At 56.1% G+C, this 24,291-nt stretch carries 21 protein-coding genes and 2 pseudogenes; 20 read left to right on the top strand and 3 right to left on the bottom strand.

Annotated elements, in window-relative coordinates:
• Window positions 1-70: 70 nt before the first annotated feature.
• The 15 genes and pseudogenes from ACA059_RS22820 to fabF form a co-directional block, all read left to right on the top strand.
• Window positions 71-299 (top strand): annotated as a pseudogene (locus ACA059_RS22820) (glycosyltransferase family 1 protein); the annotation flags it as partial.
• Between the two features lie 66 nt (window positions 300-365).
• The gene (locus tag ACA059_RS22815) at window positions 366-1,406 is read left to right on the top strand and encodes a glycosyltransferase family 2 protein (protein ID WP_497631096.1); all 1,041 of its coding nucleotides are present in this window, start codon (window positions 366-368) and stop codon (window positions 1,404-1,406) included.
• Window positions 1,406-1,744, top strand: coding sequence for a DMT family transporter (locus ACA059_RS22810; protein WP_497631095.1), 339 nt, complete (start codon window positions 1,406-1,408; stop codon window positions 1,742-1,744). Before ACA059_RS22815 ends, ACA059_RS22810 begins: the two co-directional genes overlap by 1 nt.
• 56 nt (window positions 1,745-1,800) lie before the next feature.
• Entirely contained in the window at window positions 1,801-3,867 is a 2,067-nt protein-coding gene (locus ACA059_RS22805) for an ArnT family glycosyltransferase (RefSeq protein WP_497631094.1), read from the top strand.
• A 237-nt stretch (window positions 3,868-4,104) separates the two neighbouring features.
• Window positions 4,105-4,555 (top strand): annotated as a pseudogene (locus tag ACA059_RS22800) (IS66 family transposase); the annotation flags it as partial.
• Between the two features lie 149 nt (window positions 4,556-4,704).
• Complete coding sequence (gene gmd / locus ACA059_RS22795; RefSeq protein WP_497631093.1) at window positions 4,705-5,736, top strand: GDP-mannose 4,6-dehydratase; 1,032 nt, start codon at window positions 4,705-4,707, stop codon at window positions 5,734-5,736.
• The gene (locus tag ACA059_RS22790) at window positions 5,736-6,632 is read left to right on the top strand and encodes a GDP-mannose 4,6-dehydratase (protein WP_497631092.1); all 897 of its coding nucleotides are present in this window, start codon (window positions 5,736-5,738) and stop codon (window positions 6,630-6,632) included. Before gmd ends, ACA059_RS22790 begins: the two co-directional genes overlap by 1 nt.
• The gene (locus tag ACA059_RS22785) at window positions 6,633-7,778 is read left to right on the top strand and encodes a glycosyltransferase family 4 protein (protein ID WP_497631091.1); all 1,146 of its coding nucleotides are present in this window, start codon (window positions 6,633-6,635) and stop codon (window positions 7,776-7,778) included.
• Complete coding sequence (locus ACA059_RS22780; RefSeq protein ID WP_497631090.1) at window positions 7,775-8,884, top strand: glycosyltransferase family 4 protein; 1,110 nt, start codon at window positions 7,775-7,777, stop codon at window positions 8,882-8,884. The genes ACA059_RS22785 and ACA059_RS22780 overlap by 4 nt, the downstream gene beginning before the upstream one ends.
• 57 nt (window positions 8,885-8,941) lie before the next feature.
• Complete coding sequence (locus ACA059_RS22775; protein WP_497631089.1) at window positions 8,942-9,913, top strand: UDP-glucose 4-epimerase family protein; 972 nt, start codon at window positions 8,942-8,944, stop codon at window positions 9,911-9,913.
• Window positions 9,910-10,938: an MraY family glycosyltransferase gene (locus ACA059_RS22770; protein ID WP_497631088.1), complete on the top strand. Its 1,029-nt coding sequence runs from the start codon at window positions 9,910-9,912 to the stop codon at window positions 10,936-10,938. Before ACA059_RS22775 ends, ACA059_RS22770 begins: the two co-directional genes overlap by 4 nt.
• 106 nt (window positions 10,939-11,044) lie before the next feature.
• The gene (locus ACA059_RS22765) at window positions 11,045-13,039 is read left to right on the top strand and encodes a polysaccharide biosynthesis protein (protein WP_497634716.1); all 1,995 of its coding nucleotides are present in this window, start codon (window positions 11,045-11,047) and stop codon (window positions 13,037-13,039) included.
• A gap of 112 nt (window positions 13,040-13,151) precedes the next feature.
• Window positions 13,152-13,487, top strand: coding sequence for a ComEA family DNA-binding protein (locus tag ACA059_RS22760; protein WP_497631087.1), 336 nt, complete (start codon window positions 13,152-13,154; stop codon window positions 13,485-13,487).
• Window positions 13,488-13,726: 239 nt separating this feature from the next.
• Complete coding sequence (locus tag ACA059_RS22755; RefSeq protein ID WP_497631086.1) at window positions 13,727-14,521, top strand: SDR family NAD(P)-dependent oxidoreductase; 795 nt, start codon at window positions 13,727-13,729, stop codon at window positions 14,519-14,521.
• 32 nt (window positions 14,522-14,553) lie between these two features.
• The gene (gene fabF / locus ACA059_RS22750) at window positions 14,554-15,828 is read left to right on the top strand and encodes a beta-ketoacyl-ACP synthase II (RefSeq protein WP_497631085.1); all 1,275 of its coding nucleotides are present in this window, start codon (window positions 14,554-14,556) and stop codon (window positions 15,826-15,828) included.
• Here fabF and ACA059_RS22745 read toward each other — a convergent pair.
• Window positions 15,825-16,382: a TetR/AcrR family transcriptional regulator gene (locus ACA059_RS22745; RefSeq protein WP_497631084.1), complete on the bottom strand. Its 558-nt coding sequence runs from the start codon at window positions 16,380-16,382 to the stop codon at window positions 15,825-15,827. The genes fabF and ACA059_RS22745 overlap by 4 nt on opposite strands.
• Window positions 16,383-16,558: 176 nt before the next feature.
• Here ACA059_RS22745 and ACA059_RS22740 point away from each other — a divergent pair, with 176 nt between their 5' ends.
• Both ACA059_RS22740 and ACA059_RS22735 read left to right on the top strand, forming a co-directional pair.
• Window positions 16,559-17,212, top strand: a complete 654-nt coding sequence (locus tag ACA059_RS22740) for a GntR family transcriptional regulator (protein WP_497631083.1) — start codon at window positions 16,559-16,561, stop codon at window positions 17,210-17,212.
• 15 nt (window positions 17,213-17,227) lie between these two features.
• Window positions 17,228-18,079 (top strand): urea carboxylase-associated family protein, encoded by an 852-nt coding sequence (locus ACA059_RS22735; protein WP_497631082.1) that lies wholly within the window; start codon window positions 17,228-17,230, stop codon window positions 18,077-18,079.
• A 105-nt stretch (window positions 18,080-18,184) separates the two neighbouring features.
• On the opposite strand, the gene ACA059_RS22730 is transcribed toward ACA059_RS22735, so the two are convergent.
• Both ACA059_RS22730 and eat read right to left on the bottom strand, forming a co-directional pair.
• Window positions 18,185-18,352, bottom strand: coding sequence for a DUF2897 family protein (locus ACA059_RS22730; protein ID WP_497631081.1), 168 nt, complete (start codon window positions 18,350-18,352; stop codon window positions 18,185-18,187).
• Window positions 18,353-18,589: 237 nt separating this feature from the next.
• Window positions 18,590-19,954, bottom strand: a complete 1,365-nt coding sequence (gene eat, locus ACA059_RS22725) for an ethanolamine permease (RefSeq protein WP_497631080.1) — start codon at window positions 19,952-19,954, stop codon at window positions 18,590-18,592.
• A gap of 413 nt (window positions 19,955-20,367) precedes the next feature.
• Here eat and kdpF point away from each other — a divergent pair, with 413 nt between their 5' ends.
• Genes kdpF through kdpB form a run of 3 tightly spaced genes read left to right on the top strand, consistent with a single transcriptional unit; the run spans window position 20,368 to window position 24,228 of the window.
• Window positions 20,368-20,457, top strand: coding sequence for a K(+)-transporting ATPase subunit F (gene kdpF, locus ACA059_RS22720; protein ID WP_007899818.1), 90 nt, complete (start codon window positions 20,368-20,370; stop codon window positions 20,455-20,457).
• An 8-nt stretch (window positions 20,458-20,465) separates the two neighbouring features.
• Window positions 20,466-22,160, top strand: a complete 1,695-nt coding sequence (kdpA, locus tag ACA059_RS22715; protein ID WP_497631079.1) for a potassium-transporting ATPase subunit KdpA — start codon at window positions 20,466-20,468, stop codon at window positions 22,158-22,160.
• A 10-nt stretch (window positions 22,161-22,170) separates the two neighbouring features.
• Window positions 22,171-24,228, top strand: coding sequence for a potassium-transporting ATPase subunit KdpB (gene kdpB / locus ACA059_RS22710; RefSeq protein WP_497631078.1), 2,058 nt, complete (start codon window positions 22,171-22,173; stop codon window positions 24,226-24,228).
• Window positions 24,229-24,291 lie beyond the last annotated feature (63 nt).

Genomic DNA, 24,291 nt, shown 5'->3' with positions numbered 1-24,291 from the left:
TTTTTGAGCACAGGGTGATCAGCATGGAAATGATGGGTAAAGTTCGGTGGATGTATTTTCGCGACAAGCTGTCGCTGCATCCGAAGGCGAGGGTTTTGGCCGTCCGCGACCTGCCGGTTTTTCGGGAAATAGTCGGCGAGCATGCGTTTTATTTCCAAGGCATGTCGGCCAAGGAACTGGCGCAATTCACCCAGGCTTGGCTGAAGTTGTTCGAAAGTGGCGAACACCCTACATCCATGACGATGCCTTGGTTGACATGGGAAGAAAGTGCAAAGCAATTGCAAGCCGTTTTGATTTGAAGCCGCTGACGCCGCCAAACCAAGTTTGATCCACTAGTAGACTGAGACCAGTAGGTAGATTGAGATATGACCATCGGGCACCAAGACCAAATAAAGTCAGGCATAAACAGCGCTGTCGAACTGGATGGGCAAAACAAGATAGCTGTCTTGATTCCGTCCTACAAAGTGATCGCACATATCCTGGGTGTGATCGCAGAGATCGGCCCTGAAGTCGAACGCATTTACGTAGTCGACGACTGCTGTCCGGAAGGCTCTGGCGCATATGTAAAGCAAAACTGCTCCGATCCCCGTGTTGTAGTGTTGCGTAATCCTGAGAATCAGGGCGTTGGTGGTGCAGTGATGACCGGCTACAAGGCCGCGATTGAGGATGGCATGGATGTAATCGTCAAGATAGACGGTGATGGCCAGATGGACCCCACCCTGATCATGAACTTTGTTAATCCAATCCTCGATGGGGAAGCGGATTACACCAAAGGGAATCGGTTCTTTGATTTGGAAGAAATCCGCGCAATGCCAAGAATTCGCTTGTTCGGCAATGCCGTTCTGTCCTTCATGACCAAGTTTTCCTCAGGCTACTGGGATCTGTTCGATCCCACCAACGGCTATACCGCGATTCACCGTGACGTCGCTAAACACCTGCCGTTAAATAAAATCAGCCGTCGATATTTTTTTGAAACCGATATTCTCTTCAGGCTCAATACGCTGCGCGCTGTAGTTATCGACGTTCCAATGCATGCCAAATATGGCGATGAAGTGAGCAACCTCAAAATTTCGAAAGTCGTTGGCGAGTTTTTTGTTAAACACGTTCGCAATTTTGGTAAGCGTATTTTCTATAACTACTACCTCAGAGACATGTCGCTGGCATCAATAGAGCTTCCGGTCGGATTGTTGATGTTGGTGTGGGGCGTTCTGTTCGGCGCCTCGCACTGGGTAAGCTCCGTGTATACGGATATTCCAACTCCAGCCGGTACGGTAATGTTTTCTGCGTTGCCGATCATTTTGGGTATTCAATTCATACTTGCGTTTTTAGGTCAGGATATTGCTTCCGTTCCCAGAAGACCTTTCCACTTGGCGAAAGTAAAATCTAAGCTTAAAGGTAGCCTTTAATGGTCTATGTCATTGCTATCTTGTGTGTGGTTGGTATAGCTGCCGGACAGATCATGTTTAAAGTAAGTGCAAGTTCATTGCAGCGAGCAGGCACTTTTTTTGATTTGAAAACCCTTATGATACTGGGCTCGGCTTTTGCATTGTATGGTTTAACTACTATTGCCTGGGTGTGGGTTCTGCAAAAAATCGAGTTAGGCAAGGCTTACCCACTAATGGCAATGGCGTTTGTTCTCGTGCCGATTGGCAGTCACTTCATACTGGGTGAACGCTTTCAGATGCAATATTTTGTCGGCGTGCTTTTCATCATGTTTGGCATCGTTCTGGCGGTAAAGTCATAGTGAAAGTCTAAATACCTGATCGTGTGGTCGGGTATAAATAAAGATAGGAAGGCGGTATGCAATTTTCAAACGGGTCACGCTTGGGCGCACCCACGGCTATCATGGGAATCATGGTAGTTACACTGATCTTGCTGATGGTGAGATCCATCGGGCTTTATCCTGGGGTACTAGGAGACGAGTACACCTATAGCTCGATGTCCAGATTGATGCCGCTTTCTGCCGCCTACATCCCGGACTATCTTTATCTGGCCATCTACAAGTTGACCAACTTGTGCGGCGGCGGGTTCATGGAGTGTTCAAGGCTCTTCAACTCAGTGTTTTTCGTGGCCGCGGCACCCTTTATTTACCTGACGTCCAGGCGCTTCTGCGGCGCTCGCGTTTCGGTGTTGATCGTTGCCCTCAGCATGCTGGGGCCCATCAACAGCTACACCGCCTACTTCATGCCCGAAGCGCTGTTCTTCATGGCGTTCTGGATAAGTGTTTGCTATTTCTTGAGCCTCGATGCTCGGGCGCCCGTAAAGAAATGGCTTATCTTCGGCTTTATAATGGGGTGCACATCGCTGGTCAAACCCCACGCTTTATTCATGGTCCCTGGCTTTTGCCTGTGTATCCTGTTTTTCGCCTATAAATGCATCGACAAATGGATGACCACGGGCCTGAGAAACGCGGCGATTTTTGTCGTCACGATGTTCGCGACCAAGTTCATTGTCAGTTTTCTGGTGGCTGGTAAGTCGGGTCTTACGTTATTCGGCAACTTCTATACTTCAACGTTTGAGTCAAGCGCGACAACGCTGCAACGTTATCTGGATATATTTCTGGCTGCACCCCGAATCGTTGAAGGGCATTTGCTTGCCAATGCCTTGATGTTCGGGGCTGCCCTGGCAATCATTATATTCGGCACCGTAAAAGCGTTCGCCAACAAGTCGATTCTGGCCGAAGACAAAATCGCCATCTGCACCTTGGCACTGCTGTTGAACCTGATCGCCATTGTCGCGCTCTTTACAGCATCGGTAGCGGGCACCAACGTAGTCGAGACGGCCTTCAGATTGCACATGAGGTACTACGATTTCATGCTGCCGCTGCTCTTCATCGCAGCAGGCTCTCAGCTGGATCGGGTTCATGGTATGCAGCTCAAATACTGGCGGCTGGGGACGGCCCTTGTAGTACTGGCTATCGTTGCCTACGCCGGGCTGACCCAAATGCACCCTTTCACGCCTAGCCACGTCGATAGTCCAGAGCTACGTGGATACTCGGTGAATGAAAAATGGTTCATGTTACTGGCAGCCTTGTCAGCATTCGCCGTATTCCTCTGGTATAAATCGGCAAGCTCTGGCGCCATTTTTTTTATGTTTGTGTACTTGCCGTTGTCCATCGCGGTCAGCACTGCATTCAATAATGCAGAGGTCAGACAGCGAATGGTGATCGATACGTATGACAAAGCCGGGTTGTTCGCCAAGAGCTATGTACCTCCCTCAGAGCTGTCCACATTAGTGGTGATTGGAGAAAACATAGCTTCAACATTGAGGGCATTGGTTTACGTCGGCGACATAACCGCAGCCCGTGATCTTTCCTATGTCGTCGGTGTTCCTTATACCGCAGCTCAATCGCCTGCTGATAAAAAATGGGTGCTAGCTGTCGGCGAAGTCGAATTTGCGAGGGGAGAATTCGAAGTCATGAGGTTCAACGGATACTCGCTTGCTAAAAAAATATCGAGTCTCTATCCAGTGCTAATAGATTTCAGCAGCGCTTCATGGCCGGACACAGTAGCTAGAATTACCGGGATTTCTCACGCTGAAAGCTGGGGCGCTTGGTCGGATGGTGCCGCTGTAGCCGTTAAATTCGTCAAACCATTGCCGACGACATTTGACCTTATCCTTACTGCCAAAGCATTCGGCCCAAATGAAAATAAGGTGTTTAACATAGAAGTCGATGGTCATCGGTATCCAGTCACCCTGACTGCGGAAAATTCCTCTTATACCCTGAACGTCAGCAACGCTGGGAGCGACGATGCGTTGATTATCAAAGTTCCTTCTCCGGCTTCACCCAAGCAGCTGGGCATGAGTCAGGATGATCGCATGCTCGGTTTGGGTTTGGATAAGCTGGAAATCCAGCCAGTCAAATAGGCCTCAATATTTGTGTGGGAGCAGATTGCTCCCACACAAATCTCAGATAACGAGAATGGAATTCCATGAAAAAACACGTCGATCGTTTCGCACGTATCTACACACTCGACGTGCTTCGAAACGTTGCCGCACTGTCAGTGGCCTTTTTGTTGCCGCTGATCGAAAACTGACCCAGTAAAGGCTGTTCTGCCGACTGAAAACTGACCCAGGTGGTTCAACTGCTTCTGCTCAATTTTTGAGCGTGAGCTCAAGGACGCTAGTGATGAGCAGCGCTTCGCTGGTCGTGAGGAAAAGACCCTGCCGATCCTCGCTCAGATGAACAGCTGGCTGGATAAAACTCAACCGAAGGTCACGGCGCATAGTGCTCCGGGGAAGGGCGCTACATTATCTAGCGAACATCTGGAGCCGGCTGGAGCGCTATGTAGAGCCTGGTTTTTTACCGATCGACAATAACGCGGCCGAAAGAGCGATAAAGTCGTTTGTCATCGGACGCAAAAACTGGCTGTTCAGCGCCACGCCCAGGGGCTCAGCCTCCAGCGCGTAGATCTACAGCCTGGTGGAAACTATCAACGGCCAGGAACCCTATTCGTGGCTGCGCCACTTACTGGAGCGGTTGCTGCAGGCGCAGTCGGTTGAAGGCTATGAAGCGCTACTGCTGTGGAACTGCTCGCCAGAGATGCCATGGTAAACGCGGCGGCTATCTTGCGGTATGTGGGGTTCGTGGATCGGATACGGCAATTTAGGTATCATTACGAACTAGAATGGTCGCTACGGCGCCCGCGGTGCATGTTGATGAGCAAACCAACCAAGGCTCAAAATGGAGTTTAGAGGATTCGCATGAAAGCAATCGTTACTGGCATCACTGGTCAAGACGGCGCCTACCTGGCGGAACTGCTGCTGGAGAAGGGGTACACCGTTTACGGTACCTACCGTCGCACCAGTTCTGTTAATTTCTGGCGTATCGAAGAGTTGGGCATCCAGTCCAACCCTAATTTGCATTTGGTCGAATATGACCTGACCGACCTATCGGCCAGCATCCGCCTGCTGCAAACCACCGAAGCCACCGAGGTCTACAACCTTGCTGCGCAAAGCTTCGTGGGTGTTTCGTTCGAGCAGCCGATTACTACCGCAGAGATCACCGGTCTCGGTGCGGTAAACCTTCTCGAAGCGATTCGGATCGTTAATCCGAAGGTTCGTTTCTATCAGGCATCTACCTCAGAGATGTTTGGCAAGGTCCAGGCTATCCCGCAGATCGAAAGCACGCCTTTCTATCCGCGCAGCCCTTATGGTGTGGCCAAGCTCTACGCTCACTGGATGACCATCAACTATCGTGAGTCGTACGGGATTTTTGCCACCAGCGGTATCTTGTTCAACCACGAATCCCCGCTGCGTGGCCGTGAGTTTGTGACCCGCAAAATCACTGACTCCGTTGCCAAGATCAAGCTGGGTCTGTTGGACAAGATAGAACTGGGCAACCTCGACGCCAAGCGCGACTGGGGTTTTGCCAAGGAATACGTAGAAGGGATGTGGCGCATGCTGCAGGCTGATGAACCGGATACTTTTGTATTGGCAACTAACCGCACCGAGACCGTTCGCGATTTCGTTTCCATGGCGTTCAAGGCTGTTGGTATCACTATTTCGTGGTCGGGTGCTGCCGAGGCTGAGCAAGGTACTGATACTGCCACCGGTAAAGTGCTGATCACCATCAATCCGAAATTCTACCGCCCAACCGAGGTTGAGTTGTTGATCGGAAACCCGGCCAAAGCCAAGGAAGTTTTGGGTTGGGAACCGAAGACTTCTCTGGAAGAGTTGTGCCGCATGATGGTCGAAGCTGACTTGCGTCGTAATGAACAAGGATTTTCGTTCTGATGACCATTGCCAGCAAACGTGCGCTGATTACAGGTATTCAAGGTTTCACCGGTCGTTACATGGCGGATGAACTTCGGGCTCATGGCTACGAGGTTATCGGGTTGGGCAGTCAGCCTTCCGATGATCGCAATTATCACCAGGTGGACTTGGCCGATGGCCCTGGTCTGCGTACGTTGCTGGCAAAGATTCAGCCGGATGTTGTTGTGCATCTCGCGGCATTGGCGTTTGTCGGGCATGGTGCAGCGGACGCGTTCTATCAGGTCAATTTGATAGGGACGCGTAATCTGCTGGAGGCTGTTGAAGCCAGTGGAAAATCGCTGGACTGCGTACTCATCGCCAGCAGCGCCAATGTCTATGGCAATGCATCGGGTGGCCTGTTGTCGGAGACCACAACGCCGGCACCGGCTAACGATTATGCCGTTAGCAAGTTGGCCATGGAGTACATGGCCAACCTTTGGCACGAGCGCCTGCCAATCGTCATCACTCGTCCTTTCAACTACACCGGTGTGGGCCAAGCCGAGAACTTCCTGTTGCCGAAAATTGTTTCTCATTTTCGTCGCAGGGCGCCAAAGATCGAATTGGGTAATCTCGATGTTTGGCGTGATTTCAGCGATGTTCGCGCTTTGGTGAAGGCATATCGAGGGCTTATCGAGGCGAAGCCGCTGGGGCAGACTATTAATGTCAGCTCTGGCAATACCCATTCTCTTCGCGAAGTCATCGAAATGTGCAAAGGGTTCACCGGGCATGATATCGAGGTCGAAGTGAATCCGGCCTTTGTGCGAGCCAATGAGGTGAAAACCTTGTGTGGGGACAACTCGAAGTTGCGGGCGCTGGTACCTGGCTGGACAACACCGTCCCTGGGCGAAACTCTTGGCTGGATGTTGACGGCTGAATAAATGAAGTTAATTCTTTCTGTTGAACCGGTCCGCTTCCCGCTGACCGGTATTGGTCGCTACACCTATGAATTGGCGCTGCGACTGCAGCAGAACCCGGAAATCACCGACCTGCAATTTTTTGCCGGCCGGCGGTTTCTACCAGCGCTGCCTACGGCTGCCGACGAGTCGGGCAACGGCTATGGCTTGAAACGAGCAGTACAGAAAAATTTCCTCGCGGTTGAAGCGTATCGACTTCTTATGCCGCTGCTCAGGAAGCGCGCATTAAAAAACCATGGTGATTTTCTTTACCATAGCCCGAATTATTATCTGCCGCCCTTTGCTGGTCGCAGTGTTGCTACCTTCCACGATCTGTCTCCGTTCACCTGGTCTCACTGCCATGCGCCCCAACTCGTGCGCTATTTGCAGAAAGAGCTTAAAACTACACTGGTAAGAGCAGATGCACTGATTACGGACTCTGAGTACACACGTAAAGAGTTGGCAGAGTACTTTTCCTGGCCCATCGAGCGTATCTATACGGTGCCGCTTGCCAGTTCTGCCGAGTTTCATCCTCGTAGCGCGGATGAACTCAGAAGCACGCTTTCACGCCACGGTCTTACGGTTGATGGTTACAGTCTGTTTGTCGGGACGATCGAGCCTCGCAAGAATATCCAGACGTTGCTTGACGCCTACTCCCGACTACCTATCGAAGTCCGCAAGCGCTGGCCTTTGGTGTTGACTGGCTATCACGGCTGGCGCAACGAAAGCATTCACCAACGGCTCGAAAGTGCCCGGCGTGAGGGCTGGGCCTTTTATCTAGGCTTTGTCCCCAGTGAAGACCTACCCCTGCTGTTTGCCGGGGCTCGTCTTTTTACCTTTCCTTCACTGTATGAAGGGTTTGGCTTGCCGGTTCTGGAGGCCATGAGTTCTGGTGTCCCGGTCGTTTGTTCAAACAGCTCATCACTCCCAGAGGTTGCTGGTGATGCGGCCCTGATGTGCGAAGCTAAGGACGTCGAGACATTGACTGGACTCATCCAGCGAGGCCTGGAAGATGAAACGTGGCGCTCCAGCGCCGTTGAGCAAGGCTTGCTACATGCCGCGAGATTCTCGTGGGAGCGATGCGCAATGGAAACGCTTCAGGTTTATCAGAAGGTGGTCAAAGGACAATGATCAAGGTTCTGCACTTCTTCAAGACCTACTACCCGGAGACCATGGGCGGTATTGAGCAGGTCATTTTTCAGATTGCTGAAGGTGGCGCAAAGCACGGCTTTGAATCCGAAGTGCTTTATCTCAGCAAGCGAGGTGCGGCGCGTAATGAACAGGTGGGACACCACCTGACTCATCGCTCCAAACTCGACCTGCACGTAGCATCCACCGGTTTCTCGCTTTCGGCTTTCAAGGATTTCGCGGAGCTGGCGCAGAAGGCAGACATTGTTCACTATCACTTTCCGTGGCCTTACATGGATCTTGTGCATTTCGCCAGTCGAATTCGCAAGCCTGCCGTCGTCAGTTATCACTCTGATATCGTCAAGCAGAAGACACTCCTCAAGCTTTATCAGCCGTTAATGAACCGCTTCCTGTCTAGCGTCGACTGTATCGTTGCTTCATCACCCAACTACGCTGAAAGCAGTCCGGTTTTGACGCGCTTCAAAGACAAAGTTCGCGTTGTTCCCTATGGGCTGGACCGTCAAACCTATCCGACGCCTTCAGCTGAAAAACTGGATTTCTGGCGAGCGCGTCTAGGGGAGCGTTTTTTCCTATTTGTGGGTGCTCTGCGCTACTACAAAGGACTGGACTATCTGCTTGAGGCTGCAAAAACCACTCAATTGCCCGTCGTCATTCTTGGGGGTGGCCACCTTGAGATGGAGCTCAAGGCTCAGGCAAATCAATTGGGGCTGTCGAATGTGCATTTTCTTGGTGGCTTACCTGATGAAGACAAAGCGGCTCTACTAACGCTGTGCTATGCGTTCGTTTTTCCGTCGCACCTGAGATCCGAGTCTTTCGGTATTTCGTTGCTTGAAGGGGCGATGTACGGAAAGCCGATGATTTCTTGTGAGATTGGCTCCGGCACCACTTACATCAACATCGCAGGTGAAACAGGGCTTGTCGTTCCTCCCCGCGATTCTATTGCGCTGGCAGGCGCTATGAACCAGCTCTGGAATCAGCCAGCAGTTGCTGCTTCGATGGGAGAGGCGGCTGCGCGGCGTTTCGAAGAAGTGTTTTCAGCTGATTCGATGGCGAAATCCTATGCTGAGATTTATCGATCTCTGCTTTGATGTGTTGCGACACAGTGCCCGAGCATTGATGTTCTTATGTATTCCCAAGGGCCACCCATGAGTTCGAAAACATTCCTGGTTACTGGTGGCAGTGGTTTTCTAGGGCGCGCGCTGATTGAACGATTGGTGCAGTTGCCTGACTGTTTTGTTGTGGCGCCGGTCCGAGCCACGTCGGCTGTGCTCCCGACGGGTGTGCGCCAGCTACCTCTGACGAGTCTCAATGGTACAAACGATTGGAGTGAAGCCCTCACTGACGTCGACGTTGTTGTCCATGCGGCTGCTCGCGTTCACGTTATGAAAGAAGTTGCTTCCGATCCGCTGGGCGCGTTTCGTGAAGTCAATACCGAGGCAACGTTAAACCTCGCTCGCCAAGCCGCAGCGAGCGGAACGAAGCGTTTTATTTTCATCAGCTCGATCAAGGTGAACGGAGAGGGTGCTGAGCCCGGCACCGTCTACAGCGCAGATGATGTGCCTGCTCCGATTGACCCCTACGGGATCTCCAAGCTTGAGGCAGAGCAAGGCTTGAAGGAGCTTGCCGCAGTTACTGGTATGGAAGTGGTGATCATCCGCCCGGTGCTGGTCTACGGTCCCGGGGTCAAAGCCAACTTTCTTAGCATGATGCGCTGGCTGTATCGCGGTGTTCCCTTGCCTTTTGGCGCTGTTCACAACCAGCGAAGTCTCGTCGCCATAGACAATCTGGTGGATTTTATCGTGACCTGTTCCGACCACCCAGCGGCTGCCAATCAAGTGTTCCTGGTCAGTGACGGCGAGGACGTGTCGACCACACAGTTACTGCGCAAGCTGGCGGGCGCCTTGGGCAGACCTGCCATATTGTTGCCAATACCTGCCTGGCTCATGAGCGGTGCGGCAGCATTACTGGGCCAGCGAGCGCTGTCGGATCGTGTTCTCGGGTCCTTGCAGGTTGATATCAGCAAAAACCGACAACTATTAGGCTGGACTCCTCCGGTCACCCTCGATAAAGCGTTGAGCCTGACGGCACAACATTTTCTGGATTCCCGTAAATCATGAGTTATGGCTGGTTTATCCCTGTCATCGTTGCTGTGTCTTTTTCCCTCACCTGGGCGCTGCGCCGTTACGCTCTGTCTCGAAGCCTGATGGATATTCCCAACGCCCGTAGTTCTCATTCAGTTCCCACACCTCGAGGTGGCGGAGTGGCAATTGTCCTGGCGTTTACATTAGCTTTGGGGATGCTCTTGTTTGCTGGGTTGATGCCTTTCTCGGCGTTTTTTGCGATTGCCGGTGGGGGAGCAATTATCGCCGTTATCGGATTTATGGATGACCACGGACACATCGCAGCACGTTGGCGCTTGTTGGGACATTTCGCTGCGTCGGCGTGGTTACTGTTCTGGATCGGTGGGTTACCCGTTGTTGAAATCGGCGGGGGGACCTTCGACCTCGAGTGGTTTGGCCATGTGTTAGCAGCGTTTTATCTGGTATGGCTACTTAACCTATACAACTTCATGGATGGTATCGACGGCATTGCCAGCGTCGAGGCGATTTGCGTTTGCCTTGGGGCTTGCCTCCTGTATTGGGTGAGTGGTGCAACGGACTTGGTCTGGGCTCCATTGTTATTGGCCGTGTCCGTAGTTGGTTTTCTCTTTTGGAATTTCCCCCCAGCCAGAATTTTCATGGGGGACGCCGGGAGCGGATTCCTGGGGATTGTCCTTGGTGGGCTCTCACTGCAAGCGGCCTGGGTCTCTGCTGACTTGCTATGGGGTTGGCTGATTCTGCTCGGCGTATTTATTGTCGATGCGACTTTCACTCTGTTTCGCCGTTTACTTAGGGGCGACAAGATTTACGAAGCACACCGCAGCCATGCCTATCAGTTTGCCTCCCGTCGGTTTGGCAGCCATTTACCGGTTACTGTGGCGGTGGGCGCGATCAATTTGCTTTGGTTGTTGCCTATCGCACTAGGCGTTACGCAATTTGGCCTGAACTCAAGCCTGGGTTTGATTATGGCCTATGCTCCACTGGTTATGCTGGCGATCAAGTTTCGTGCTGGCGAGCTTGAAGGGCCATCGGTGAAGAACTGAGTAACAGTTCTGTTATTTAGGATTAAAGTGCATGAGATGCGCCTGTAAAGTTTCACCACGGTGATGCGGCAGTTGAAGGGAGAAGGCTGAGGTGTTTGAAGAGTTCATGGATCGGGTCCGGGCGAGTCTTGTAGGGCTTCCCAGGCGCCAGAAGCGATTGATACAGGTTGCCACAGACATTTTTCTGGTCTGGGTTGCCTTGTGGTTGGCGTTTATCGTCCGTCTGGGTATCGATGATATGTACAACCCTTTCAGGGTTCATTTCTGGCTGTTTGTCAGTGCCCCGGTCGTCGCCATTCCCCTGTTTATCCGCTTCGGCATGTATCGGGCAGTGATGCGCTATTTCGGCAACGACGCGTTGATTGCAATTATCAAGGCCGTCAGTTTGTCTGCGTTGATTCTGGCAGTCGTGGTCTATTGGTACAGCAACCACGAAACGGTGGTGCCGCGTTCTATTGTCTTCAACTACTGGTGGCTCAGCCTCGTCATCATCGGCGGCCTGCGCCTGTGCATGCGTCAATACTTCATGGGCGACTGGTTCACGGCCGCCCAGCACGTACCGTTCACCAGTCGCGACGATCGCCTCACCAAAGTCGCCATCTACGGTGCAGGTGTGGCCGGCAACCAGCTTGTAGCGGCACTTCGCATGGGCCGAGTCATGCGTCCCGTGGCGTTTATCGATGATGATCCGAGCATCGCGGATCGTTCGATTGCAGGACTACAGGTCTACAAACCCAAACACATCCAACAGATGATTGACGTAACCGGCGCGCAGGAAATTCTCCTGGCTCTGCCGTCGTCTACCCGCGCACGACGTCGGGAAATTCTCACTGTTTTGGAGCGTTTCCCGCTCCATATCCGAAGCGTACCCAACTTCACCGATCTGGCCAGCGGCCGGGTAAAGGTCGAAGATATCCAGGAAGTGGATATTGCGGACCTTTTGGGTCGCGACTCGGTACCAGCGCAACCAGACCTGCTCGAACGCTGTATCAAAGGCAAGACAGTGATGGTCACGGGCGCTGGCGGATCTATCGGCGCGGAGCTTAGCCGGCAGATTTTCTCGCTTGGGCCGACGACGCTTCTGTTGTTCGAGCACAGCGAATTCAACCTCTACAGCATTCTGTCGGAATTGGAGCAGCGCGCCAGCAGGAAGTCGGTTCCTGTTCGTTTGCTTCCTATCCTCGGCTCGATCCGCCACCAGGACAAACTTCTGGATGTGATGAAGACCTGGGGCGTGGACACCGTCTACCACGCTGCCGCTTATAAGCACGTCCCGATGGTCGAGCACAACATCGCCGAAGGCGTGCTCAACAACGTCATCGGCACGCTCAACACTGCCCAGGCTGCGTTGCAGTCTGGTGTTTCCAATTTTGTGTTGATCTCCACCGACAAGGCTGTTCGCCCCACGAATGTGATGGGGAGTACCAAGCGTCTCGCCGAAATGACGCTTCAAGCGTTGAGTCGTGAAATTGCCCCGGTGCTGTTCGGCGACAAGGCCAATGTCTCCCGGGTCAACAAGACCCGTTTCACCATGGTGCGCTTTGGCAATGTGCTGGGTTCCTCCGGTTCAGTGATCCCGCTGTTCCACCGCCAGATCAAATGCGGTGGCCCGTTGACGGTCACGCATCCGAAAATCACTCGCTATTTCATGACCATCCCCGAAGCCGCACAACTGGTGATCCAGGCGGGTTCCATGGGGCAGGGTGGTGATGTGTTTGTTCTGGACATGGGCGAGCCGGTGAAGATTGTCGAGCTGGCGGAGAAGATGATTCACCTGTCGGGCTTGAGCGTTCGTTCGGACAAGAATTTGCAAGGCGACATCTCCATCGAATTCACCGGTCTGCGTCCCGGTGAGAAGCTTTACGAGGAGTTGCTGATCGGCGACAACGTGGCAGCGACGCAACATCCGATGATCATGAGCGCCAACGAAGATCATCTGCCCTGGGATGTGCTCAAGGGGCGTTTGTCGGAGTTGTTGGTGGCCGTTGATCAGGATGATTACGCTCGCGTCCGCCAGCTCCTGCGCGAAACCGTCAGCGGCTACACCCCTGATGGCGAAATCGTTGACTGGATCTACCAGCAACGTCGTCTCGAACCCTGATTGTTTCACATCCTGTAACGGACACATTTTTGACAGGCTCCAGACATCGCCTAAGTTTGGAAGGCAGCTTCGGAAAAGCTGCTTTCTCAATCGATGTCATGGAGCTTCATTTATGCGTACTGGCTATTTCTACTCTCTGGTTTTTGCCCTGCTCACCAGCGCCTCTATTGCTGCCATTGCCGCGCCGACGGCCAAGCCCGAGGCTGGCAATGCACCGTTGGTGTTGGAGGTTTCTCCCAAGGCAGAGTCCGCCAAGGTCGATTTGAATCAGGCTGATGCGCCAACCCTTCAGCGCGAGTTGGCTGGTGTGGGCGAGGCCAAGGCCAAGGCAATTGTTGCTTATCGTGAGGGTAATGGGCCGTTTGCGTCCGTGGACGAATTGCTCGAAGTGAAGGGCATTGGAAAAGCCATTCTGGATAAGAATCGCGAGAAGCTTGAGGTGAACTAAGCTTGTAGATCAACGCCAAGAGGGCCGGTCATTGACCGGCCTTTTTTGCATTCTGGCGAGAGTGGCTCAAAAGATCGCAGCCTTCGGCAGCTCCTACAAAGGCGGACCTTCCGTCGACGCGGGAAAAATTACGGCTATCATATACGGCTAAGATTATGCCTATAATAAATCAATCATTCGCCAAAGCGTTCTGAGGTTCAGGCGCTTGTCTTTCCCTCAATCACTCCAGGAGCACTGTCATGACTTGCACTCAGTCCCAAGGTACGGCCCTCGTCACCGGTGCTTCTTCCGGTATCGGTGCGATTTACGCCGAGCGGTTGGCGGCGCGTGGTTTTGATTTGTTATTGGTGGCTCGTGATCAAGAGCGGCTGGAAGCTGCGGCGAGCAAGCTGCGCGCCGAGCATGGCGTTCAGGTCGAGGTGCTCAAGGCGGATCTGACGCAAAAGGATGAGGTGCTGAAGCTTGAACAGCGTCTTCGCAGTGATTCAAGTATCAGCCTGCTGCTGAACAACGCCGGGGTTGCAGCGGATGGTTTGTTGGCCAATGCCGACATGGATCAGCTGGAACGTTTGATTCAACTGAACGTGACAACGGTCACGCGACTGGCCTCGGCAGCGGCCGCCAGCTTTGCCAAGGCGGGTCGGGGGACGATCATCAATATTGGATCAGTGGTGGCGTTGTTTCCCGAGCGCTTCAATGCCACTTACAGCGCCAGCAAGGCTTATGTGTTAAGTCTGACGCAGTCGTTGAACGCCGAACTGGAGGGCACTGGGGTCAAGGTGCAAGCAGTATTGCCAGGCGTCACACGCACCGAAATCTGGGAACGCTCCGGCATAGACGCAACGCAGATTCCGGCGGATATGGTCATGGAAGCCGATAATATGGTCGATGCGGCGTTGTCGGGTCTGGACCAGGGTGAGTTGATCACCATTCCTTCGTTGCCGGATGCGGCCGACTGGGATGCCTTCGTTGCAGCGCGTCATGTAATGGCGCCGAATCTTTCCAAAAGTAAGGCCGCCGCGCGTTACAAGTGAGGCGTCATGAATCGGCTTGAGGTATTTGCGGTATGAGTGATCGTCGAATAGTTGTAACAGGCATGGGCCTGGTGTCGCCATTGGGTTCTGGCGTCGAAGCCGTTTGGTCGCGTCTGTTGGCCGGGCGTTCCGGGTTGCGCAATTTGCCGGACGAAGTGGTTGCCGATTTGCCGGCCAAGGTCGGGGGTGCCGTGCCGACGCTGGCTGACGATCCCGAGGCTGGTTTTGACCCGGACCGGGCGACGGCGCCCAAAGAGCAGAAGAAGATGGACCGCTTCATTATGTTCGCCATGGAAGCGGCGCGTCAGGCGCTGGAGCAGGCCGGTTGGCAAGCGGCGGACGCCAATGCCCAGGAGCGTACGGCAACCATTATCGGTTCCGGCGTGGGTGGTTTCGGTGCGATAGCGGATGCGGTGCGCACCACGGACAGCCGTGGGCCGCGACGCCTGTCGCCGTTCACCATTCCTTCATTTCTGGTCAACCTCGCCGCGGGTCATGTGTCGATCCAGCACGGTTTCAAGGGGCCGTTGGGTGCTCCGGTGACGGCTTGCGCGGCCGGGGTCCAGGCGATTGGTGATGCGGCGCGGCTGATTCGTTGTGGTGAGGCAGATATTGCGGTGTGTGGCGGCGCGGAAGCGGCGATTGACCGCGTCAGTCTCGCCGGGTTTGCCGCTGCTCGTGCCTTGTCCAGCGGATACAACGACACCCCGGAGCGTGCCTCCCGGCCGTTCGACAGTGGCCGCGATGGCTTTGTCATGGGGGAGGGCGCGGGCCTTCTGGTGATTGAATCCCTGGATCATGCCTTGGCCCGCGGTGCTCAACCGCTGGCGGAACTGGTCGGTTACGGCACCAGCGCCGACGCCTATCACCTGACGGCGGGGCCCGAGGATGGCAGCGGTGCGCGACGGGCGATGTCGCTGGCATTGGCCCAGGCAGGCATTTCGCCGGCGCAGGTGCAGCATCTCAATGCTCATGCAACCTCGACACCGGTCGGGGACTTGGGAGAGTTGGCAGCCATCAAGGCGTTGTTCGGCACGGATAACAAAATCGCCGTGACATCGACCAAATCGGCCACCGGGCATTTGCTCGGCGCAGCGGGCGGTATCGAGGCGATCTTCACGCTGTTGGCAATTCGCGATCAGGTCGTGCCGGCCACCCTCAACTTCGATAACCCGGACCCCGCCGCCCAAGGTGTGGACATTGTCCACGGTCAGGCGCGGCCGATGGCCATCGAATACGCGCTGTCCAACGGCTTCGGGTTTGGTGGGGTGAATGCCAGCGTGCTGTTCAAGCGTTGGGAGGGTTAGTCCCGGGGTTGTTTGAGATAGGCGCGAGTCACGTCGAGAATCCGCTGCGCCAGCTCGGGGTTCTCGACACTGCGTGACAGCAGTAAAGCCCCGACCAGCGTCGACATGATGACGATGCTTTGGTCGGCGGCGTCCTCGTCTTCAAGAGTGCCTTGCACTTGTTCGAGCCGTGCGTTGAGCACCACGTCAGTGGTCGGGCTTTGCTGCCCGCGCAGGCCGAGTTCCGATGACATGGTCGGCAACGGGCAACCTTCATCGGGTGAAGTCTGGTGCCATTCGGACAAATAGGCGTCGATGAACGCTTCCAGCGGTCGATCCTGGGCGAAGAGCTCGGCGCAAATCACATCGACCTGCTCGCCTGCGGCTTGCAAAGCCTTTTCCACCAGTTCGTCTTTGGATTTGAAGTGCGAGTAGAAGCCGCCGTGAGTCAGGCCCAGTGCTTTCATCAGCGGTTGCAGACCTGTCGCGCCAATGCCATCGCGGCGAAAGCGTGCTGACGCTTCCTTGATGATGCGTTGGTGGGTCTGGGCTTTATTGTCCTGCGAGTAACGCATCGGGTATCTCCGCAACAATGCGCCATATTAACCAATGAAAATGGGATGGTGATTGTACTTCTACTTCTAAAAAGCATGCAGATGCGTCGATCTTGGTAGAACGTCGTTTCAACACATGGCACGAATAGTGATTACTCATTAACTGACGATTGTTGAACAATCACGAGGCAATGAGTATGAACAGCGGACTGTCCCTGGCCGACCACATCACGCTTGAGTTGCGCGCCGACATCATTGGCGGCCGGTTGCTGCCCGGCATGGCGTTGGTGGAAAACGATCTGGTGTCCGCCTACAACGCCTCCCGCAATACCATTCGCGAAGCGCTGCATCGCCTGGGGCAGGAAGGTCTGACCCGTTATGTGCGCAATAAGGGCGTGATGGTGCGCAGGCTGGGCGTCGAAGACGTGCGGGATCTGTTCAACGTCAGGCGTACCCTGGAGCTGCAGGCCATCAGCGCGAGTCAGCCGCTGCGCGACTATCAATCCGACCGGATGCTCGAAGCCCTGGAAGCCACCGAGCTTGCCCGGGAGCGCGAAGACTGGCGCGCCGTCGGCACCCACAGCCTGGCCTTTCATCAACACATCGTTGGATTGCTGCGCAGTCCACTGTTCGACGAGTTCTTCACTAACGTCGTCGCGCAATTGCGCCTGGTGTTCTGCACCGCCCCCGATGAATCTCGTTTTCAGGCGCCCTGGTTGGCGCGTGACCGGCAGATTCATGAGTTGTTGGCCGAGGGCGACAAACGCGCGGCCGAGGATGCCATGAGCCTGTATCTCGACGATTCTGAAAACCTCTTGTTGCAGATGCTTACCCGTTCTTCCCATCACTGATCGAGGATTCGTGCCATGTACAAAGACTATCCGGCGGCCTATCAAGTCAGCAAAGGTTCTGCCTTGCAGGTGGACAAAGCCTTCTACGAACGGATCCGCGACAAGAAGGACGGGCGCACGCTAATTGAGGAATTCGAGGTGCCGATTCGCACCGGTCGCGCCTGGAAAGTGCCGGCCGGGCATGTGTTCCGGGTGACCACGCCCGTCGGCCCGCAAGTCGGGGATTTCAACGTCTGGAATGCCAACGATCCCCGGGAGCGTTTGTGGGCGGCACGGACCCGGCAGTTACAGGGCGCACACGTCAGCACCCATGACCGGCTCTGGTCAAACCTGCCTTTTCTGCGGCCGCTGGTGACCATCACCGATGACAGCCTGGCCGGTTACGGGATTGATGAACATGGCGCTCGCTTGCACGATTTGCTCGGCACCCGCTGCGACCCTTATGTGAACAAAATGCTCACCGGCGAAGACTTCCACCATCACTGCCATTCGAACCTGACCCGCGCAGTGCTACCTCATGGGCTGACCGAGTTCGACGTGCATGACGTGCTGAACATTTTCCAGTGCACGGGCCTGAACCACGATGACATGTACTTCATGAAAGCCTGTCCGGCGCAGAAAGGCGATTACCTGGAGTTTTTTGCCGAAATCGATCTGCTCTGCGCGCTCTCGACCTGCCCGGGCGGCGACCTGTCACTGGCCATGTGGGGGCCGGATGCGCAGGACCCGCTAAGCGTGTGTCGCCCGCTCGGGGTGGAGATTTATCGGTTGGAGGATTCGTTGCTTGTGGGGTGGAGCCAGCCTGAACGTGCTGCGTACAAAGGGCTGCATGGCTTGCACATTGCCAAGGCCGATTGGGAGAAATAAAGCGAAAAGATCATCCGAACGCGGCCCGAACCTTCGGTAGCTCCTACATTGGTCGTGCTTGGCGCAAAACCCTGTAGGAGCTGCCGAAGGCTGCGATCTTTTGATCTAGCGGTCCTGCGCATCCTTGGCATCCGCTTGCGCGTTGCGTTCAGCGACGCGTTTGCGTTGCTCCTCGGTCAGATCGACCTTGTTGGCGGTGTCACGCAACATCATCAAACCACCAACGATCGAGCCGATTGCAACGATCAGAATCAACCAGGCATACCAGGGCATAGGGCTCTCCTTGAGGGCAGGCCGATTGGCGGATTTCGCCAATCGATCGTGCATACCACTTTGAGCGATTAATTTTCGCAGTGGTTCCATTCTATGCCTGATCTGCCGTAGACACTGTACATCCTTGTAGAAGCTGCCGCAGGCTCGGGCCGCGTTCGGACGATCTTTTGATCTTTAGCGTCAGTTGCATCGCCAAAATCAAAAGATCGCAGCCTGCGGCAGCTCCTACAGGGGAGGTTAGAGCCCGGTCAGCATCGCATCCGCCGGTGCATCGGCACGCAGTTGCGCCGTGAGCATGAAGTACACGAACCCCACCGCCATGAAGGCCAGGAAGATCAACCCGATCAACGTGTTGAACCAGGCCATTGCCACCAGGCAGACCACCGCCAGCACCAGTGCAATGAACGGCACCAGTGGGTAACACGGCGCGCGAAAAGTACGCTCCAGATTCGGTTCGGTTTTGCGCAGTTTGAACAGGCTGAGCATGCTCATGATGTACATCACGATCGCCCCGAAGACCGCCATCGTGATCATCGCCGCCGTCAGCGTCATGCCGCCCAGGTTGATCAAACCATCGCTATAAATCGCGGCAATCCCGATCACGCCACCGGCGATGATTGCCCGGTGCGGGGTCTGAAAACGTGACAATTTGGCCAGGGACGCCGGCAGGTAACCGGCCCGGGCGAGGGCGAAGAACTGCCGCGAGTAGCCGAGGATGATGCCGTGGAAACTCGCCACCAGGCCGAACAGGCCAATCCACACCAGCATGTGCAACCAGCCCGAACTTTCGCCAACCACGGTTTTCATCGCTTGCGGCAGCGGGTCGTTGATGTTCGACAAGGTGCGCCAGTCACCGACGCCGCCGGCAAAGAACATCACGCCCATCGCCAGCAAAACCAGGGTCAGAATGCCGCTGATGTAGGCCTTTGGAATGGTGCGTTTCGGATCTTTGGCTTCTTCGGCGGCCATGGCGGCGCCTTCGATGGCCAGGAAGAACCAGATGGCGAAGGGAATCGCCGCGAACATCCCGGCAATCGCCGGGGCGCCAAACACATCGGAACCGGCCCAGCCATTCAGCGCGAAGTTACTGAAGCTGAACGCCGGAGCGACCACGCCCATGAACACTAGCAGTTCGGCCACTGCGAGTACGCAGACCACCAGTTCGAAAGTCGCCGCCAGTTTCACCCCGAGGATGTTCAGGCCCATGAACACGATGTAGGCACCGACCGCTGCGTGTTTCGGGTCGAGTGCGGGGAATTGCACGTTGAGGTAGGCACCGATTGCCAAGGCAATGGCCGGCGGGGCGAAGACAAATTCAATCAGTGTCGCCAGCCCCGCGATCAGTCCGCCTTTCTCGCCAAAGGCGCGGCGGCTGTAGGCAAAGGGGCCGCCAGCGTGAGGAATCGCGGTGGTCAGCTCGGTGAAACTGAAGATGAAGCAGGTGTACATCGTGGCGACCATAAAGGACGTCACCAGAAAACCGAGTGTGCCTGCCACGCCCCAGCCGTAACTCCAGCCGAAGTATTCACCGGAAATCACCAGCCCGACCGCAATGCCCCACAGGTGCAGCGTGCCCAGCGTGGGTTTGAGTTGTGTGTTCATGCGTTGCTCCCTGAACGGTTTGGAAAGCTCGGGAGAGGGCGTTTGCAGTGGGCGTGCCAGTGTTGTGATGGCGGTCGTAAAGTGCAGAAAGGCGTCGTATCGGGGATGTTTGCCCCCGAATGACTGTTTTTTGTGCGCCAGTTGGGGGCAGAGGTGTCTTTTATGCCGCCATCGCGAGCAAGCTCGCTCCCACAATGGACAGCGTCGTCACGACCAACGCATTCCAAATGTGGGAGCGAGCTTGCTCGCGATGAGGCCAGTCCAGACGCCACAAACCAAGCTGTAACGAAGCCATAAACCCACTCTTTACGCTTTCTTTATTCCCCGCCGCACCCCTCGCTCTCGTTCCTTTACAGCCTCCCTGCCGACAATGACTCCACACGCGGCAATACGCCGTAACACGGAGAACTTCCATGAGCGTTCTGGACGGGGTGTCACTGCTACTGGCAGTGGGGCTGTTCATTTATCTGTTGGTTGCGCTGTTGCGCGCGGACCGGAACTAGGAGCGGCTATGCACAGTTATGACTATTGGCTGATCCTCGCGTTCTTCGCGGTGGTATTGGTTCCGGCGCCGTTTCTGGGGCGCTTCTACTACAAGGTGATGGAAGGGCAGCGCACCTGGCTTTCGCCGATTCTCGGACCGGTAGAGCGCGGGTGTTATCGGGTGGCTGGCGTTGATCCGCAGGCCGAACAGAGCTGGCAGAAATACACCCTGGCCTTGCTCGCCTTCAACCTCGCGGGCTTTTTGCTGTTGTTCGCGATCCTGTTGTTCCAGGACCACTTGCCGCTGAACCCGCAAAACCTGCCGGGTCAGGAGTGGACGCTGGCGTTCAACACTGCCATCAGCTTCATGACCAACACCAACTGGCAGGCCTACAGCGGCGAAGCGTCGCTCAGCTACCTGAGTCAGATGGTCGGCCTCACCGTGCAGAACTTTGTCAGCGCCGCCACCGGCCTGGCGGTATTGGTTGCGCTGTGCCGCGGTATCGGTCGCAAGTCGACCAAGACCCTCGGCAACTTCTGGGTCGACATGACCCGCGCCACCCTCTACGGCTTGTTGCCGTTGTGCTTGCTGCTGGCGCTGTATCTGGTCTGGCAGGGCGTGCCGCAAACCTTCGCGCACTACGTGAATGCCGTGACCATGCAAGGTGTCGATCAGGTGATCCCGCTCGGCCCGGCCGCCAGCCAGATTGCGATCAAGCAACTGGGCACCAACGGTGGTGGCTTCTTCGGCGTCAACTCGGCGCACCCGTTCGAGAACCCGACGGCGTGGAGCAATCTGTTCGAGATGGCTTCGATCATCCTGATTCCGGTGGCGTTGGTCTTCACTTTCGGCCACTACGTGAAAGACCTGCGTCAGAGCCGGGCGATTGTGGCCTGCATGTTTGCATTGTTCCTGATCGGCGGCGCGACGTCGCTGTGGGCTGAATACCAACCAAACCCGACCCTGAACAACGTCGCCGTCGAACAGACCGCGCCGCTGGAAGGCAAGGAAGCGCGCTTCGGCACCACCGCCACCGTGCTGTGGTCCGTGACTACCACGGCGGCGTCCAACGGTTCGGTCAACGGCATGCACGACAGCCTCAACCCGCTGACCGGCATGGTCGCGCTGGTCAACATGATGGTCGGCGAGGTGATCTTCGGCGGCGTCGGTGCCGGGCTCTACGGCATGTTGTTGAACGTGTTGATCGCCGTGTTCCTCGCCGGCCTGATGATCGGCCGTACCCCGGAATACCTCGGCAAAAAACTCCAGGCCAAAGAAGTGCAACTGTTGGTGGTGACCTTGCTGGTGATGCCGGTCGGCGTGCTGGTACTCGGCGCGATTGCCGCGAGCCTGCCGGGCCCGGTCGCGGCGGTGAGTAACCCCGGTGCTCACGGTTTCAGCCAGTTGCTGTACGCCTACACCTCGGCCAGTGCCAACAACGGTTCGGCGTTTGGCGGCTTCGGTGCCAACACCGCGTTTCACAACTTGATGCTGGGCCTTGGCATGTTGATCGGTCGCTTCGGTTACATCCTTCCGGTACTGGCTTTGGCCGGCAGCCTGGCGATGAAGAAAACCGCACCGATCGGCCAGAACAGCTTCCCGACCCATGGTCCGCTGTTTGTGACCTTGCTGACCGTGACCATTTTGCTGGTGGGTGGTTTGACCTTCCTGCCGACATTGGCGCTGGGTCCTATCGCTGAACACTTGAGCATGGGCTTCTGAGGAATCAATGATGAATATGCCCGTAACTAAAACCGCCACCGTCAAGGCGCCGGAACAACCGAAAACCGCGATCTCGGCCCTGTGGCGGCCGGCATTGGTGCAAGCCTTCGTCAAGCTCGACCCACGGCAATTGCAGCGTGCGCCGGTGATGCTGGTGGTCGAACTGACCGCGATCCTGACCACCGTGCTGTGCTTCATTCCCGACGGCAGCGTGCCGACCTTCGTCGCCGCGCAAATCGCGCTGTGGCTGTGGTTCACTGTGTTGTTCGCCAACTTCGCTGAAGCCCTGGCCGAAGGACGCGGCAAGGCCCGCGCCGACAGCCTCAAGGCCGGTAGCGAAGGTCTGAGTGCCCGTCGCAAAACCAGCAACGGCGCCTTTCAAGTCGTGCCGGCCACCAGCCTGCGCAAGGGCGATGTGGTCCGCGTTGAAGCGGGGGAAATGATCCCCGGTGACGGCGAGGTGATTGAAGGTATCGCAGCGGTCAACGAAGCGGCGATTACTGGTGAGTCCGCGCCGGTGATTCGCGAATCCGGCGGCGACCGTTCGGCCGTCACCGGCAACACCCGACTGGTCTCTGACTGGCTGCTGGTGCGCATCACCGTCAACCCGGGCGAGTCGACCCTAGACCGCATGATCGCTCTGGTCGAAGGCGCCAAACGCCAGAAAACCCCGAACGAAGTGGCGCTCGACATCCTGCTGATCGGCCTGACCCTGATCTTCCTGTTGGTGGTCGTCACCCTGCAACCGTTCGCCCACTTCGCCAACGGCAGCCTGCCGCTGGTGTTCCTGGTGGCGTTGTTGGTCACGCTGATTCCGACGACTATTGGTGGCTTGCTGTCCGCCATCGGTATCGCCGGGATGGACCGTCTGGTTCGCCTGAACGTGATCGCCAAGTCTGGTCGCGCCGTGGAAGCGGCGGGGGACGTGCACGTCCTGCTGCTGGACAAGACTGGCACCATCACCTTTGGTAACCGTCGTTGCACAGCGGTTTACGCGGCACCTGGCGTCACTGCCAAGGAACTGGCCGAAGGTGCGTTGTTTGCCTCGCTGGCCGATGACACCGCTGAAGGCAAATCCATCGTCGAGTACCTGCGTGGCCTGCATCCGCAGCCAGAGCCGAGCGCCGAACTGCTGACCGTCGTACCGTTCAGTGCCGAAACCCGTCTGTCCGGTGTCGACTATCAGGGCCGCGTGTATCGCAAAGGCGCGGTGGATTCGCTGCTGGCCTTCGTCGGCCTGAAACGTGCTGACGTGGCACCGTCCCTGTCCCGGGAAATCGACAAGATCGCCCAGAGCGGCGGCACACCATTGCTGGTCTGCGCCGACGGTAAATTGCTCGGCGCGATCCACCTCAAGGACGTGGTCAAACCCGGCATTCGCGAGCGTTTCGCCGAACTGCGCAAACTGGGGATTCGCACCGTCATGGTGACCGGCGACAACCCGCTGACCGCTGCAGCGATTGCGGCCGAAGCGGGCGTCGATGACGTGCTGGCCGAAGCCACCCCGGAGAAGAAACTGGCGCGCATTCGCCACGAGCAGAACGACGGTCGCCTGGTCGCCATGTGCGGCGACGGCGCCAACGACGCCCCGGCCCTGGCCCAGGCGGACGTGGGCATGGCGATGAACGACGGGACGCAAGCGGCGCGCGAGGCGGCGAACATGGTCGACCTCGACAGCGATCCAACCAAACTGCTGGACGTGGTGCAGATCGGCAAGGAACTGCTGGTGACCCGCGGTGCGTTGACGACGTTTTCCATCGCCAACGACGTAGCCAAATACTTCGCGATCCTGCCGGCGCTGTTCGCCTCGATCTACCCGCAACTCGGCGTGCTGAACGTCATGCACCTGAGCAGTCCGCAGAGCGCGATTCTCTCGGCGATCGTGTTCAACGCCTTGATCATCGTGGTGCTGATTCCACTGGCATTGCGCGGTGTGCGGGTGCAGGCGGCGAGTGCGGCGGCGTTGTTGCGACGCAATCTGTTGATCTATGGATTGGGCGGGATTCTGGTGCCGTTTGTGGGGATCAAGGCGATCGACATGCTGTTGACGGCGTTGCATTTGGTTTGAGGCTTAAATCGACCCCCTCACCCTAACCCTCTCCCGGGGGGAGAGGGGACTGATCTCGGATGT

The organism is Pseudomonas sp. LBUM1647 (assembly GCF_059716175.1).
This window is presented reverse-complemented; position numbering and strand designations above follow the sequence as displayed.